Source organism: Pseudaquabacterium terrae, from assembly GCF_013266755.1.
Lineage (GTDB): Bacteria > Pseudomonadota > Gammaproteobacteria > Burkholderiales > Burkholderiaceae_C > Pseudaquabacterium > Pseudaquabacterium terrae.
In genome coordinates this window covers 166,645-180,689 of the sequence record NZ_JABRWJ010000004.1, presented here as the reverse complement: position 1 = coordinate 180,689, position 14,045 = coordinate 166,645, and the positions used below count along the sequence as shown (strand labels likewise).

The 14,045-nt window shown below is 70.7% G+C and carries 10 protein-coding genes; 8 read left to right on the top strand and 2 right to left on the bottom strand.

From position 1 onward, the window contains the following. Positions 1-15: 15 nt before the first annotated feature. Positions 16-1,122: a BMP family ABC transporter substrate-binding protein gene (locus HLB44_RS13460; RefSeq protein WP_173123242.1), complete on the bottom strand. Its 1,107-nt coding sequence runs from the start codon at positions 1,120-1,122 to the stop codon at positions 16-18. A 338-nt stretch (positions 1,123-1,460) separates the two neighbouring features. Between HLB44_RS13460 and HLB44_RS13455 the strand changes: the two genes are divergently transcribed. The 4 genes from HLB44_RS13455 to HLB44_RS13440 are packed head-to-tail and all read left to right on the top strand — an operon-like array spanning position 1,461 to position 6,132. After that, entirely contained in the window at positions 1,461-2,900 is a 1,440-nt protein-coding gene (locus HLB44_RS13455) for an efflux transporter outer membrane subunit (protein WP_343051320.1), read from the top strand. Beyond that, on the top strand, positions 2,897-4,210 hold the full coding sequence (locus tag HLB44_RS13450; protein WP_173123238.1) for an efflux RND transporter periplasmic adaptor subunit: 1,314 nt from the start codon (positions 2,897-2,899) through the stop codon (positions 4,208-4,210). The genes HLB44_RS13455 and HLB44_RS13450 overlap by 4 nt, the downstream gene beginning before the upstream one ends. Further along, positions 4,207-4,899 carry an ABC transporter ATP-binding protein gene (locus tag HLB44_RS13445; RefSeq protein WP_173123236.1) on the top strand — a complete coding sequence of 231 codons (693 nt, stop codon included), beginning with the start codon at positions 4,207-4,209 and terminating at the stop codon, positions 4,897-4,899. Before HLB44_RS13450 ends, HLB44_RS13445 begins: the two co-directional genes overlap by 4 nt. 12 nt (positions 4,900-4,911) lie before the next feature. Beyond that, complete coding sequence (locus tag HLB44_RS13440; protein WP_173123234.1) at positions 4,912-6,132, top strand: ABC transporter permease; 1,221 nt, start codon at positions 4,912-4,914, stop codon at positions 6,130-6,132. Position 6,133: 1 nt separating this feature from the next. On the opposite strand, the gene HLB44_RS13435 is transcribed toward HLB44_RS13440, so the two are convergent. Further along, positions 6,134-6,685, bottom strand: a complete 552-nt coding sequence (locus HLB44_RS13435) for a PEP-CTERM sorting domain-containing protein (protein WP_173123232.1) — start codon at positions 6,683-6,685, stop codon at positions 6,134-6,136. A 246-nt stretch (positions 6,686-6,931) separates the two neighbouring features. On the opposite strand from HLB44_RS13435, the gene fusA reads away from it, so the two are divergent. The 4 genes from fusA (at position 6,932) to HLB44_RS13415 (ending at position 13,897) form a co-directional block, all read left to right on the top strand. Continuing rightward, positions 6,932-8,992, top strand: coding sequence for an elongation factor G (gene fusA, locus HLB44_RS13430; protein ID WP_173123230.1), 2,061 nt, complete (start codon positions 6,932-6,934; stop codon positions 8,990-8,992). Between the two features lie 23 nt (positions 8,993-9,015). Further along, the gene (locus HLB44_RS13425; RefSeq protein ID WP_173123228.1) at positions 9,016-9,576 is read left to right on the top strand and encodes a YaeQ family protein; all 561 of its coding nucleotides are present in this window, start codon (positions 9,016-9,018) and stop codon (positions 9,574-9,576) included. Between the two features lie 86 nt (positions 9,577-9,662). Next, on the top strand, positions 9,663-11,789 hold the full coding sequence (locus tag HLB44_RS13420; RefSeq protein ID WP_173123226.1) for a prolyl oligopeptidase family serine peptidase: 2,127 nt from the start codon (positions 9,663-9,665) through the stop codon (positions 11,787-11,789). Next, complete coding sequence (locus HLB44_RS13415; protein WP_173123224.1) at positions 11,786-13,897, top strand: prolyl oligopeptidase family serine peptidase; 2,112 nt, start codon at positions 11,786-11,788, stop codon at positions 13,895-13,897. Before HLB44_RS13420 ends, HLB44_RS13415 begins: the two co-directional genes overlap by 4 nt. Positions 13,898-14,045 lie beyond the last annotated feature (148 nt).

Genomic DNA, 14,045 nt, shown 5'->3' with positions numbered 1-14,045 from the left:
AGCTCGTCTTGGCGATCAGACTTTGCCGACGACCCCCTCGACCAGGTAGTTCATGCCCTCCAGCACCAGGTCGGTCTGCTTCAGCACCGTGCCCTTGGCCACCACCACCTTGCCGGTGTTGTCCTTGATCTCGCCACTGAAGATGTCGAAGCTGCCGGCCATCATCTTCGCGCGCACGCCTTCGGCGTTCTTGCGCGCGCCCTCGCTGACCATCGCGCCGTAGGCCGAGCTCTTGACGAAGCCGTCCTTCAGTCCGCCGCGCACGAAGTTCGGATGCGGCTTGCCGCTCTGCGCGGCGTCGATGATCTGCGCGTAGGCGGTGAGCCAGTTCCACTCGGCGCCGGTCAGGTAGGCCTGCGGCGCGAGCTTGGCCTGGCTGGCGTGGTAGCCGCAGACGAACTTGCCGCGCTTGGCAGCGGTCTCCACCACCACCTTCGGTCCGTCGACGTGCATCGTGAAGACGTCGACACCCTGGTCCGCCAGGCTGTTGGTCGCCTCCGCCTCCTTCACCGGCATCGACCAGTCGCCGGTGAAGATCACCGTCGTCGTGATCGATGGATCGACCGAGCGCGCGCCCATCGTGAAGGCGTTGATGTTGCGCAGCACCTGCGGGATCGGCTTGGCGGCGACGAAGCCGAGCTTCCTGCTCTTGGTCTGGTGCGCGGCGATCACGCCGTTGAGGTATTGCGCCTCGTCGATGTAGCCGAAGAAGCTGCCGACGTTCTTCGGGTGCTTGGCCTCGTTCCACAGCCCGCCGCAATGGGCGTAGCGCACGGCGGCGTTCTTCGGCGCGAGCGTCAGGATGTGCGGGTCGAAGTAGCCGAACGAGGTCGGGAACAGCAGCGCCGCGCCGTCCTGCGCCACCATGCCCTGCATCGCCTTCTGCACCGCGTTGGTCTCGGGAACGTTCTCTTCCTCGATCACCTTCACGCCGGCGCGCTTCTTGATCAGCGCAGCGGCCTCGGCATGCGCCTGGTTGTAGCCGTAGTCGTCGCGCGGACCGACGTAGATGAAGCCGACAGTGATCGCCTTCTGTGCCTGCGCGGTCCACCCGGTGCCGGCGGCAGCCAGCGCACCGGCGTTCTTGATCCAGTCTCGACGGTTCCAGCGATGCAGCGACATGGCGATGGGACTCCTGCGTGAGTGACGTGGGGCGGTGACGGAAGCAGCGGCGGACTTCATCGGCACGCCGACTGGTGTTCCAGCCGGTATACAAGCAAATCGCAGGCCATCGCCCGGGCACCGGGCTTGCCCTGGAGCGTGCCGGGGAGAGACAACAGGCGATCACCCTCGTCGCACCGAAAAGGTGTCGCGGCGCGCACGCTTGCGGGGCCGTGATGCTGATCACGGGCACAGCGCTGGTGCATCGCGACGCCGTGCTTCTCGGCTCGGTCCGGCAGTACGCTCGACCGGTCCCGGTACCGACCCGAGGACGAATGAAGACGCCTCGCCGCCCTCACGTGTCCGCTGTCGCGCTGCTGATCCTGGGCGCGCTGGCGGCTGGCTGCGCCGCGCCGCCGCAGCGCGATCAAGCGTCGGCGCTGCACCCGCCGCTGGCCGAAGCCTGGCAGCGCGCGCCGGGTGATGGCCCGGCAAGGCCGGCCGATGCGCAGCTGCTCGCGCAGTGGTGGCGCGGCATCGGCGATCCGCTGCTCGGCGTGCTGATCGATGAAGCGCTGGTCGCCAACCTCGACCTGCGCAGCGCGCAAGCCGCCCTGGCGCGGGCCCGCGCGTTGCGTGATGTCGCGGCTGCGGGGCAACGGCTGCAGGTCGGCAGCTCGGGCTCGGCCGGGCGCAACCGCAGCAACGAACGCAACAGCACCAGCCTGTCGCTGAACCTCGATGCCAGCTGGGAGCCCGACGCCTTCGGCGGCCTGGCGGCCGGCGTCGCGGCAGCCGTTGCGCAGGCCGAGTCGAGCGCGATGAACCTCGCGGCGACGCGCATTGCCGTTGCCGGCGAGGTGGCGCTCGCTTACTTGCAATGGCATGGCACGCGGCGTCAGATCCGCCTGGCCGAGGACAACCTCGCGCTGCAGGCCGAATCGCTGCAGGTCGCGCAGTGGCGCTCCGGCGCCGGCCTGGCGACGGTGCTGGATGTCGAGCAGGCGCGCTCCAACGTCGAGCAGACGCGTGCGCGGCTGCCGGCGTTGCGCTCGACGCTGCAGCAGACGGAGCACCGCCTGGCGCTGCTGCTCGGCCAGCCACCGACGGCGCTGGGCGAGCGCCTCGCGCAACAGGCGCCCGGCGTCGCCGCGCTGCCTGCGCTGCCGCCGCTGCCGGCGCTCGGCTTGCCGGCCGATCTGTTGCGGCGCCGGCCCGACATCCGCGCTGCCGAAGCCTCGGCCAGCGCGGCGCTGGCGACGCTCAGGCAGCGCGAGGCCGAGCGCCTGCCGCGCTTCTCGATCACCGGCCGGCTCGGCCTGCAGGCGCTGAAGCTGGCCGCGCTCGGCGAGCCGGCCGCGCTGGTCGCCGGCCTGAGCGCCGCGATCCAGTGGCCGGCGCTCGACGGCGGCGCGGGCCACGCGCAGGTCGAAGCCCAGCAGGCGGCACTCGACGGCGCCCGCGTCGACTATCAGGCCGCCGTGCTCACCGCGCAGCAGGACGTCGAGAACACGCTGGCCGCGCTGGCCGCCGGCCGCGAGCAGGTCACGAGCCTCGAAAGCGCTGCCGCGTCGGCCGCCGACGCCGCGTCGCTGGCGCGGCTGCGCTACCAGTCGGGTCTGATCGACTTCACGCCGCTGCTCGATGCGCAGCGCAGCGCGCTCGCGGCCGACGATGCGCTGGCCAGCGCGCGCACCGAGCTCGCGCTGAACCAGGTGCGGCTCTACAAGGCACTCGGTGGCGGCTGGGAGGCCCCCGCTTTGCCCACGACCCTCACCCACACGAACGGCCGACCATGAAGCCCAGCACCCGCGAAGAAGCCGTCGCGCTCGATGCGGTGCTCGGTGACCAGGCACAGCGCCCGTGGTGGCGCCACACGACGCCGTGGCTGGTGCTCGCGGCGCTGGTCGCAGCGCTCGCTGCGATCGGCTGGTGGAACGATTCGCGCCAGCAGGCGCGCGCGCCGCGCTACGTGACGACGCCGCTGGCGCGCGGCAACCTGGCGGTCAGCGTCACCGCCAACGGCACGCTGCAGCCCACGCGCTCGGTGGCCATCGGCAGCGAGCTGTCGGGCACCGTCGCGCGCGTGCTGGTCGATGTCAACGATCGGGTGCAGCGCGGCCAGCTGCTGGTCGAGCTCGACACCGCGAAGCTGCAGGACGCGCTCGCCGCCGCACGCGCCGACCTCGCCGCCGCCGAGGCGCGCCAGCGCCAGTCCGCCGCCACGGTGACCGAGGCGCGTGCCGCGCTCGGCCGCCTCGACGAGCTGGCGCGCCTGTCCGGCGGCAGGCTGCCGTCGAAGGCCGAGCTCGATGCGGCCCGCGCGACGCAGGCCCGCGCGCTGGCCGACCAGGGCTCGGCGCAGGCGGCGGTGACGCAGGCGCGCGCCAATGCTTCGACCGCGCAGACCAACCTCGGCAAGGCCGCCATCCGCTCGCCGATCGACGGCGTGGTGCTCAGCCGCGCGGTCGAGCCGGGCTATGCGGTGGCCGCGTCGCTGCAGGCGGTCACGCTGTTCACGCTGGCCGAGGACCTGGCGCGTTTGCGCCTGTCGGTCAACGTCGACGAGGCCGACGTCGGCCAGGTGCGCGCCGGCCAGTCGGCTGCCTTCACCGTCGCCGCGCAGCCCGGGCGGCGCTACCCGGCGACCGTGACGCGAGTCGCCTTCGGTTCGACGACGACCGACAACGTCGTCACCTACACCACGCTGCTCGACGTGGCCAACGCCGACCTGAGCCTGCGCCCCGGCATGACCGCCACCGCGACGATCGCCGCGCAGGAGCGCCAGGCGGTCTGGCTGGTGCCCAACAGCGCGCTGCGCTTCACGCCCGGCAGCGCGGCCGCCGCGGCCGGTGCCGCGCGCGACGGCGGCGGCATCATCGGCAAGCTGCTGCCGCGCCCACCCGGCGCGACGGCCCGGCGCGGTGGCACGGCCGAGCCGCGCAACGGCGGCAGCGAGGCGCGCCTGTGGGTGCTGCGCGACGGCGAGCCGGTCGCGCTGCGCGTGCACCGGGGCTTGTCCGACGGCCGCCAGACCGAGGTCTCGGGCGACGGCCTGGCCGCCGGGCTGCCGGTGATCACCGACCAGACGACCAACGGCTCGCCATGATCCGGCTCGATGCGCTGACCAAGACCTACGGCTCGGGCAGTGCGGCCTTCCAGGCGCTGCGCGGCGTGAACCTGCAGATCGACGCCGGCGAGTTCATCGCCGTGATGGGCCCGAGCGGTTCCGGCAAGAGCACGGCGATGAACCTGATCGGCTGCCTCGACACGCCCACCGCCGGCAGCTACCGCTTCCACGGCATCGAGGTCGGCGCGCTCGACCGCGACCAGCGCGCGCTGCTGCGCCGGCGCCAGCTCGGTTTCGTGTTCCAGGGCTTTCACCTGCTGGCGCGCACGACGGCGCAGGAGAACGTCGAGCTGCCGCTGCTTTACCGCGGCAGCGGCCGCCGCGAGCGCCACGCCCTCGCCCGCGACGCGCTGGGCCGCGTCGGCCTGGCCGGCTGGGAGCACCACGTGCCGGCCGAGCTCTCGGGCGGCCAGCAGCAGCGCGTGGCGATCGCCCGCGCGATCGTCACCCGCCCCGCGGTGCTGCTGGCCGACGAGCCGACCGGCAACCTCGACAGCGAACGCAGCCGCGAGATCATGGCCCTGCTGAGCGGGTTGAACAGCGAGGGCATCACGGTGGTGATGGTCACGCACGATGCCGACATGGCGGCATATGCCCGCCGCATTGTGCGCTTCCACGACGGTCGAGTCGTGCCGCAAGAAGCGCCGGCGGGCGCCGCAGTCGCCTGAGGGGGCCTCGCCATGTGGGGCAACACGCTGCTGCAGGCGCTGCGCGCGATCCGCCGCAACCTGATGCGCTCGGTGCTGACGACGCTGGGCATCGTGATCGGCGTCGCCGCGGTGGTCACGATGGTCACCGTGGGCCAGGGCGCGACGCAGGCCGTGAGGACGCAGATCGAGAGCCTGGGCAGCAACCTGCTGATGGTGCGGCCGGGTCAGCGCATGGGGCCCGGCAGCAGCGGCGGCGCCGGCGCGCCGGCCTTCAGGTTCGCCGATGTGCAGGCGATCGGCAGCCAGATCGGCGGCGTCGCCGCGGTCGCCCCCGAGGTGCGCGCGGGCGTCACCGTCGTCGCCGAGGGAAGGAACTGGTCGACCAGCGTGGCCGGCACGACCAACGAGTACTTCATCACCAACAACTGGCGCCTCGCCGCCGGCCGGACCTTCGAGCCGGCCGAGCTCGAATCGGGCGCGCCGGCGTGCGTGCTCGGCGCGACGGTGCGGCGCGAGCTCTTCGGCCGGCAGGATCCCGATGAGGTGCTGGGCCGCTCGGTGCGCATCAGGCAGTTCAGCTGCACCGTGATCGGCCTGCTCGCCGGCAAGGGTCAGGCGGCCATGGGCATGGACCAGGACGACACGATCATCCTGCCGCTGACCACCGTGCAACGCCGCGTCACCGGCTCGACCCGCATCAACACGCTGCTGGTGTCGATGAAGGCCGGCAGCAACGCCGAGCGTCTCAAGGCCAGCCTGACCGAGCTGCTGCGCGAGCAGCGCAAGCTCAACGGCGGCGACGACAACAACTTCAACATCCTCGACACGCAGCAGGTCGCCGAGACCCTGTCGCGCACCACGCGCCTGCTGACCTCGCTGCTCGGCGCGGTGGCCGCGGTGAGCCTGCTGGTCGGCGGCATCGGCATCATGAACATCATGCTGGTCAGCGTCACCGAGCGCACGCGCGAGATCGGCCTGCGGCTGGCGATCGGCGCCTTCGAGCGCGAGGTGCTGGCGCAGTTCCTGGTGGAAGCGGTGGTGCTCGCCGCGCTGGGCGGGCTCGCCGGGCTGCTGCTGGCGACGGTCGCCTCCTGGGGCATCGCCGAGCTGATGCGCGTGCCCTACCTCTTCAACCCCGGCATCAACCTGCTCGCCTTCGCCTTCTCGGCCGCCATCGGCGTCGTCTTCGGCTTCGTGCCGGCACGACGCGCCGCACGCCTCGATCCGATCGAGGCGCTGCGGCACGAGTGAATCAGTCCGCCGCGCGGCGCCGCCGCGAGGCCCAGCCCAGCGCCAGCAGCGCCGCGCCGAGCAGCGCCGCCGTCGATGGCGACGGCACGGCCTGCGGCGGCAGGATGATCAGCGGCTGCTGGTTCAGGTCGAACAGCTCGATCGTGAACGGCGGGTCGGCCGCGAAGCCGGTGGCGATCTCGAGCACGTAGTTGCCGGCCGCGAGATCGGTGACGGTCAGCGAGTTGCTGCCGCTGCCCAGCGAACCGCAACTGCTCATGCAGGCGTCGCCGAACAGCTCGAGGAACAGCGTGTCGGTGGTCGCGTCGTCCCAGCTCGCCTCGATGACGATGGCGCCGCCGGCGAAGTAGAAGAGGAACGCGTCGGCTTCGTCCGCGCCGCCGAGCATGCCCTGGATGCCGCTGTACGGCCCGCCCGTCACCGACTGCGGTGTCGGCATGGCGCCGGCATCGCCGACCTCCTGGTAGTACGACAGCGCCACCGCGTTTGCCAGCAGTGGTGCGCAGGCCAGCGCCGCGGCGACGGCACAGCGCCGGATCGTGGATGTCAGCATCGGAACCTCCTACTGCACGAGGTGCAGGCGCCGCCGCATATCGCGTGCCACGAATGGAAACGTCTTTGGAATCAACGGCCTGCGCCGCGGCGGTGGGCGCGGCTGTCAAATCGCCCGACAGCCGCGCCGGCGCCGTTTCCCCCGTTGCGCTGCGCCGCCGACAGGCATAGGCTGGGCCTCACTCAAGGCGGCACGGTTCCCGCCCAATCCGGGCGGTGGTCTGGCGCGCGCAAAGGAGAAACGCAGATGCCAAGCCCACTCGCGTCCGGCGCCGCCACGGTGGCCGAAATCCGCACCCTGGCGCTCGTCGGACCCGCCGCCGCAGGAAAGACCAGCCTCGCGGAGGCGTTGTTGCACAAATCGGGCGCGATCGGCGCCCCGGGCAGCCTGGAGCGGGGCAGCACGGTCAGTGACTGGGACCCGCTCGAACGCCGCATGCAGCACTCGCTGAACGCCAGCGTGATGCACCTGCAGCATGACGGCATCCGCCTGCACTTCATCGACACCCCCGGCGGGCCGGACTTCGTCGGCCAGAGCCTGCCGGCGCTGGAAGCGGTGGAGACCGCCGCGGTGGTGATCAATGCCGCGGTCGGCGTCGAGCCGATGGCGGTGCGAATGATGGACTACGCCGCCGAGCGCCAGCTCGACCGCATCATCATCGTCAACAAGATCGATTCGCAGGGCGTCGACCTAGCCGCGCTGCTGGCGCAGATCCAGGCCGCCTTCGGCAAGGAGTGCCTGCCGCTGAACCTGCCGGACGACGGCGGCAACAAGGTGGTCGACTGCTTCTACAACCGCGAGGGCCACAGCGATTTCGGCTCGGTCGATGCCGCGCACCGCGCGCTGGTCGAGCAGGTGGTCGAGGTCGATGCCGCGTTCGTCGACCGTTATCTGAACGAAGGCGACGTCGATGCGAGCGAGCTGCATGCGCCGCTCGAGCAGGCGCTGCGCGAGGGCCACCTGATCCCCGTGTGCTTCGTCTCGGCGCGCACCGGCGCGGGCGTCGGCGAGCTGCTCGACGTCATCGCCAAGCTGCTGCCGAATCCGGGCGAAGGCAATGCGCCCGACTTCCTCAACGGCGAGGGCCCGGACGCCGTGCTGATGCACGCCCAGCCCGACCCCAACGCGCACGTGCTGGCGCATGTCTTCAAGGTCACGGTCGACCCCTACGTCGGCAAGATGGGCGTGATCCGCGTGCACCAGGGCACGATCACCCGGGACAGCCTGCTGTACGTGGGCGATGGCCGCAAGCCGTTCAAGGTCGGCCACCTGTTCATGCTGCAGGGCAAGGACCACGTCGAGGTGCCGCGCGCGCTGCCGGGCGACATCTGCGCGATCGCCAAGGTCGACGAGATGCACTTCGACGCCGTGCTGCACGACGCCGCCGAGGACGACCACATCCACCTCAAGCCGCTGCCCTTCCCGGTGCCGGTGCACGGCCTGGCGATATCACCCAAAAGACGCGGCGACGAGCAGCGCATGTGGGAGATCATGAGCAAGCTGGTCGACGAGGACCCGTGCCTGAAGATCGAGCACGTGGCGGTGACCAACGAGACCATCATCTACGGCCTCGGCGAGCTGCACCTGCGCATGCTGCTCGACCGGCTGCGCGAGGTCTACAAGTTCGAGGTCGACACCCGCCCGCCGCGCATCGCCTACCGCGAGACGGTGACCACGAACGCCGAGGGCCACCACCGCCACAAGAAGCAGACCGGCGGCGCCGGCCAGTTCGGCGAGGTGTTCCTGAAGATCGAGCCGCTGCCGCGCGGCACCGGCTTCGAGTTCCTCGACCAGGTCAAGGGCGGCACGATCCCCTACCAGTTCATCCCGGCGGTCGAGAAAGGCGTGCGCGAGGTGCTGACCATCGGGGCCATCGCCGGTTATCCGGTCGTCGACGTGCGGGTGATCGTCTACGACGGCAAGTCGCACTCGGTCGACAGCAAGGAAATTGCCTTCGTCACCGCCGGACGCAAGGCCTTCATGGCGGCGATCCGCGAGGCGCGGCCGATCGTGCTGGAGCCGATCGTCGACGTCGAGATCACCGCGCCCGACTCGGCGATGGGCGACATCGCCGGCGACCTCTCGGCCAAGCGCGGCCAGGTCAGCGGCACGCACAACGGCGCCGCCGGAACGATGGTCGTCAAGGGCCAGGCGCCGCTGTCCGAGCTGGCCGGCTATCAGTCGCGGCTCAACGCGATGACCAGCGGACAGGGCCGCTACACGCTGGCGCTGTCGCACTACGAGCCGGTGCCGCCGAACGTGCAGCAGCAGCTGATGGGCAGCTTCAAGGCCAAGGACGAGGAGTAGACGGGGGCTACCATTCCGGGCCTATGGCCCTCAAATCGACCATCTACAAAGCCAACCTGCACCTCGCCGACATGGACCGCGGGGTGTACGGCGAACATGCGCTGACGCTGGCACTGCACCCCTCCGAAACCGAAGAACGGCTGATGGTGCGCGTGCTCGCCTTTGCGCTGCACCTGCCGCCCGACGACCAACGCGGCAACCTGCAGTTCGCGCGCGGGCTGTCGGACACCGACGAGCCCGACCTCTGGCAGAAGGACCTGACCGACCAGATCGTGCACTGGATCGAGGTCGGCCAGCCCGACGAGCGGCGGCTGGCCAAGGCCTGCGGCAAGTCCGAGCGCGTGACGATCTATGCCTACGGCAGCGCGGCGCCGATCTGGTGGGCCGGCATCGAGACCAAGGTGACGCGGCTGCGCAACCTCGAGGTCTGGCGGCTGCTGCCGGAGCAGGCGCAGGCGCTGGCCGGGCTGGCGCAGCGCTCGATGCAACTGCAGGTCCAGGTGCAGGACGGCCATGTCTGGATCAGCAACGATCTCGGTTCGGTCGAGCTGCAGCCCCAGCCGCTGTGGCGTCCGGGGCATTGAATTCCCCAAGGCGAAAGCGCCCCGCGCTCGCCTATCATCAGCCACCGCTGATTCACCCCACGGCCCCACGAGGGCCGTTGTCGTTCATGCCCCGACTCATCCGCACCCTGCTGCCGGCGCTGCTGCTGGCCGGCGCCACTTCCCTGTCGATGGCCACCACCGCCCCAGCCACCCCCGAAGACCCCTACCTCTGGCTCGAAGACGTGCAGGGCGACAAGGCCCTGGCCTGGGTGCGCGAGCGCAATGCGCAGTCGCGCACGCTGCTGCAGGCCTTTCCGCGCTTCGGCACGATGCGCGACACCTTCCGCGCGATCCTCGATTCGCGCGAGAAGATTCCCTACGTCAGCCGGCGCGGCGAGCACCTGTACAACTTCTGGCGCGACGCGACGCACCAGCGCGGGCTGTGGCGCCGCACCACGCTCGCCGAGTACCGCAAGCCCGACCCGGCCTGGGAAACGGTGATCGACCTCGACGCGCTGGCCAAGGCCGAGAACGAGAACTGGGTCTGGTCCGGCGCCGACTGCTTCGGACCCGACTACCAGCGCTGCCTGGTGCGCCTGTCGCGCGGCGGCGCCGATGCGGTGGTCGCGCGCGAGTTCGACACCCGCGCGAAGCGCTTCGTCGACGGCGGCTTCAAGCTGCCCGAGGCGAAGACGCAGCTCGAATGGCTCGATGCCGACACGGTCTACGTCGGCACCGACTTCGGCCCCGGCTCGATGACCGACTCCGGCTACCCGCGCATCATCAAGCGCTGGAAGCGCGGCCAGCCGCTGGCCGAAGCCGTCACCGTGTTCGAGGCCCAGCCGAAGGATGTCTACGCCTTCGCCAGCGTCGACCGCACGCCGGGGTTCGAGCGCACCGTGTTCGGCCGCGCGAGCGACTTCTACAACACCGAATTGACACTGCTGGCCGACGGCAGGACGACGCGGCTGGAGCGGCCGAGCGACAGCGACTTCACGTTCTGGCGCGACCAGCTGCTGATCCAGCTGCGCAGCGACTGGAAGCTCGGCGACACCACCTGGCCGAGCGGGTCGCTGCTGGTCACCGACGCCAAGGCCTACCTGGCGGGCGAGCGCCGCTTCACGGCGCTGTTCACGCCCACCGCCACCCGCTCGCTCGCCGGGCTGTCGACGACGCGCGGCACGCTGCTGCTGAACGTGCTGGACAACGTCGCCGGCCGGCTGGAGGAATGGCGGCGCGCCGATGGCCGCTGGCAGCGCCGCGAGGTGCAGGCGCCCTTCCCCGGCACGCTGGGCGCCAGCACGCTGCACGATCCGCTGCTGAAGGACGATGCGCTGGCCGAGGCCTACCTCGTGACGTACACGGACTTCCTGACGCCCGATTCGTTGATGCTGGCGCGCACCGGCAGCGACCAGCGTGAGCTGCTGAAGGCCCGGCCGGCCTTCTTCGATGCCACGGGCGTGCGCGTCGAGCAGCGCTTTGCCAAGTCGAAGGACGGTACGCGCGTGCCCTACTTCGTCGTCTGGGCGCCGGGCGCGAAGCCCGACGGCAGGAACCCGACGCTGCTCTACGGCTACGGCGGCTTCGAGGTGTCGCAGCAGCCGTGGTACTCGGCAGGCTTCGGCACCGCCTGGTACACGCAAGGCGGCGTGCTGGTCGTCGCCAACATCCGCGGTGGCGGCGAATACGGCCCGGCCTGGCACCAGGCGGCCACCAAGGCCAACAAGCAGAAGAGCTACGACGACTTCGCCGCCGTCGCCGAGGACCTGATCGCGCAGAAGATCACCAGCCCGCAGCACCTGGGCATCGAAGGCGGCAGCAACGGCGGCCTGCTGGTCGGCGCGGTGATGCTGCAGCGGCCGGAGCTGTTCAAGGCCGTCGTCTGCCAGGTGCCGCTGCTCGACATGCAGCGTTATCACAAGCTGCTGGCGGGCGCCTCGTGGATGGCCGAGTACGGCAATCCGGACAAGGCGGACGAGTGGGCGTTCATCTCGAAGTACAGCCCGTACCAGAACGTCCGGCCGGGCTTGAAGCTGCCGAAGGTGCTGTTCACGACCTCGACGCGCGACGACCGCGTGCATCCCGGCCACGCGCGCAAGATGGCCGCGCGCATGCTGGAGCAGGGCCATGCGCCGCTGTACTACGAGAACATCGAAGGCGGCCACGGTGGTGCTGCCGACAACGCGCAGCGGGCCGACCTGATGGCGCTGGAGTTCGCGTTCCTCTGGCAGCAACTGGCGCCGGCGCAATGATCGAGCGGACCCGGACGATCAAGGCGCTCGCCGCCGCGCTGCTGCTCGGCGCCACGCTCGGCACGGCCCACGCCCAGGGCCCGTCCGCCGATCCCTACCTGTGGCTCGAGGAGGTCCAAGGCGAACGCGCGCTCGACTGGGTGCGCGGCCAGAACAAGGCGACGCGCGCACTGCTCGAAGCCCATCCGGGCTTCGCTGCGACGCGTGATCAGCTGCGCGCGGTGCTCGATTCGACCGCCCGCATTCCGCAAGTCACGCGCCACGGCGAGTGGCTCTACAACCTGTGGCGCGACGCCGCGCATCCGCGCGGGTTGTGGCGCCGCACGACGCTCACCGAATACCGCAAGGCGGCGCCGGCCTGGGACACCGTGCTCGACCTCGATGCGCTGGCCAAGGCCGAGCAGGAGAACTGGGTCTGGGGCGCGGCGCAATGCCTGGGCCCGCGCTACCAGCGCTGCCTGGTCAGCCTGTCGCGCGGCGGCGCCGATGCCAAGGTCGTGCGCGAGTTCGACACCGTCGAGCGCCGCTTCGTCGCCGGCGGCTTCAGCTTGGCCGAAGCGAAGTCCGACGTCGCCTGGGCCGGCCCCGACACGCTGTTCGTCGCCACCGACTTCGGCCCCGGCTCGCTGACGAGCTCCGGCTACCCGCGTTTGGTCAAGCGCTGGCAGCGCGGCAAGCCGCTGGCTGAAGCCGCGCTGGTCTTCGAGGCCGAGCCGAATGACGTCGGATCGGACGTCGAGGTCGACTTCTCGACCGGCCGTGCACGCACGGTGCTGACACGCTACGTCAGCCGCTGGGACCAGCGCCGCTCGCTGCTGAACGACGACGGCAGCCTGAGCGCGATTCCGATTCCGCGCGACGCCCGCATGCGCCTGTGGGGCGAGCGCGTGCTGATCGAGCTGAAGAGCGACTGGCAGGGCCATCCGCGCGGCGCGCTGCTGGTCAGCGACTTCGCCGCGCTGATGAAGGGCCCCGCGACGCTGGAACGGCTGTTCGAGCCGAGCGCGAAACGCTCGCTCGCCGGCTACGCGACGACGCGCAGCCAGCTGCTGCTGAACGTGCTCGAAGACGTCGCCGGCCGGCTCGAAGCCTGGCGGCCGTCGGCCGACGGCTGGCAGCGGCGCGAGATCACGACGCCCTCCCCCGGCACGCTGCAGCTCGCCAGCCTGCACGACCCGTGGCTCGCGCAGGACCCGTTGGCCGAGGCCTACTGGCTGACGCACAGCAGCCTGCTCGCCCCCGACACGCTGCACCTGGCCGACACCGCGCGTGATGCGCTGCAGCCGCTCAAGGCGCTGCCGGCCTTCTTCGACGCCGATGGCGCGCGCGTCGAGCAGCGCTTCGCAACCTCGAAGGACGGCACGCGCGTGCCCTACTTCGTCGTCTGGCCCAAGGGCGCGACGGCCGACGGCGACAACCCGACGCTGCTGTACGGCTACGGTGGCTTCGAGATCGCTCAACTGCCGCGTTATCTGCCGACCTATGGCAGCGCCTGGATCGCCAAGGGTGGCGTGTTCGTCATTGCCAATATCCGCGGCGGCGGCGAATACGGTCCGGCCTGGCATCAGGCTGCGATCAAGGCCCACAAGCAGAAGAGCTACGACGACTTCGCCGCAGTCGCCGAGGACCTCGCGTCGACCAAAGTGACCAGCGCGCGGCGCCTGGGCATGCTCGGCGGCAGCAATGGCGGGCTGCTGGTCGGCGCGGTGATGCTGCAGCGGCCCGAGCTCTTCGGCGCGGTGGTCTGCAAGGTGCCGCTGCTGGACATGCAGCGTTATCACAAGCTGCTGGCCGGCGCCTCGTGGATGGCCGAATACGGCAACCCCGACAAGCCCGAGGAGTGGGCCTGGATCGCGCCGTACAGCCCGTACCAGAACGTCAAGGCCGGCGCGAAGCTGCCCAAGGTGCTGTTCACCACCTCGACGCGCGACGACCGCGTGCATCCGGGCCACGCGCGCAAGATGGCCGCGCGCATGGTCGAGCAGGGCCACGCGCCGCTGTACTACGAGAACATCGAAGGCGGCCACGCCGGTGCGGCCGACAACGCGCAGCGCGCCGACCTGCTGGCGCTGGAGTTCGTTTTCCTGTGGCGGCAGCTGGGGCGCTGAAGCAGTAGGCGCTCCAGCTGACGCTGACTTCCGTCGCTTGGCCGTCAGGATCGACCCTGTGATCAGAACTGCCGCACGCGGGCCATCATGACGAATGGGGATGCCGATGCATGACGATCGGCGCTATAACCGGCCGCGTCGCCGAAGC